Below are 1,384 nucleotides of genomic sequence, written 5' to 3'. Positions count from 1 at the left end.
GTGTGAGTGTCGACGTGTTCTTGTGCCATGGTGCTTGCTTCGCGGACGAGAGCCGCGTCGCGGCCGACTTTCGCTGCCGTGATGGCCCCGTCGTAGAGCAAGACCAGGCGAGATGTCGCCGTGGATGTAGTGTCTGCACCTATGAGGTTGGCCAGATGTGTGCGAACGACGACGCGATAGTGTTTGGCGACTGTGCGTACTGCCGCGCATTCCGGCAGTTCGATCACAGCGTTGGTGAATGGGCAGCCGTGGAAGGTGTTCAATTCGACCGAGCGGGCAAGGGCCTCAAATAAGGCTGCGATCCGCTCCCGGCGCGGCGAGAGCGGATCGTCCAGGATGTGGGCGTTTCTGATCCAGCCGTCTAGTTCCTGTTCCAGGTAGGCCACGACGAGAGCTTCTTTGTTGGCGAAGTTGTTATAGAGGCTGGCTTTGGCCACGCCCGCGTTACGTACGACGAGGTCGATCCCCGTTGCATTGATGCCGTGTTCGTGGAACAAGCGGCCCGCCGACGCGAGGAGGCGCTCCTTGGCGCTCACTATCGGGGTGATGGTCGACGAATGCACACTGCGATATTACCAGACCGATCGGTATAGTTAATGATGGCCAGATCGGTCTATCTCGGAGGTAAATATTTATGTCTGAAGTCAAGATCGCCGTCGTCATTTATGAGCCCATCGACTCCGACACCTCACGCGTCTATCGCGGTCTCAAGACCGCCCTCGAATTCAAGGACGCCGGCGATGACGTCGTCGTCGTTTTCGACGGGTCGGGCGTTAAATCCCTCGCCGCCATCTCAGACCCCAAGCACAAAATGAACCCCTCGCCGTCGCCCTGCACGACAACGTCCGGGGCGCCTGCGCATTCTGCGTCACATCCCACGGGGTCACCGACGCTGTCGAGGCCGGCGGGTGGCCGCTGCTCACGGAGTACAAGGGCGAAGCAAGTATCCGTTCTCTCACCGTCGAGGGCTACCAGATCCTCAACTTCTAAGCACCACGCCCGACCCTCGTCCCCTGATACGAATTGGAGTTCCCATGGCCCTGACAGTTCTTCTTGACCTTCACCTGAAACCGGACGCCGTTCTCGGTGCGCCAGCCATGCTGCGAGACATCCTCGCCGGGACCCGAGCATTTGACGGGTGTCTGGGTGTTGACGTGTTGCTTGATTGCGAAGATCCCGCCCACATGATCGTGCTGGAGAGATGGGCGTCGGCCGACGCTGAAGCGGCCTACCGTGAGTGGCGCGCGGGTGCGGGTGCGACCGACCTGGGGTCATTGCTAGCCAGCGCCCCCCCGGTCTCAATGTTCGACACTGCCAACGACATCTGACTGAGCACTACGGCGCACACCCAAGGTCATGCTCACGTTCTCGGGCGTGCGCTGTG

2 protein-coding genes are annotated in these 1,384 nt (G+C 60.6%); one reads left to right on the top strand and one right to left on the bottom strand.

Annotation, left to right across the window (positions count from 1 at the left end):
* Positions 1-563 (bottom strand): TetR/AcrR family transcriptional regulator (locus tag E3N85_RS09820; protein WP_134462734.1); only part of this gene is annotated, 563 nt, incomplete at its 3' end.
* Positions 564-1,034: 471 nt separating this feature from the next.
* Between E3N85_RS09820 and E3N85_RS09810 the strand changes: the two genes are divergently transcribed.
* Complete coding sequence (locus E3N85_RS09810; protein WP_134462732.1) at positions 1,035-1,328, top strand: putative quinol monooxygenase; 294 nt, start codon at positions 1,035-1,037, stop codon at positions 1,326-1,328.
* The last annotated feature ends 56 nt before the right edge of the window (positions 1,329-1,384 follow it).

The sequence above is a fragment of the Cryobacterium sp. Hz9 genome, from assembly GCF_004402825.1.
GTDB classification, from domain to species: domain Bacteria; phylum Actinomycetota; class Actinomycetes; order Actinomycetales; family Microbacteriaceae; genus Cryobacterium; species Cryobacterium gelidum.
Note: the sequence above shows the minus strand (reverse complement) of the source record. Positions and strands in the feature narration are given on the sequence as shown.

Coding starts and splice junctions, on each gene's coding strand:
- E3N85_RS09810 (WP_134462732.1), top strand. CDS start 1,035: ATGGCCCTGACAGTTCTTCTTGACCTTCACCTGAAACCGGACGCCGTT.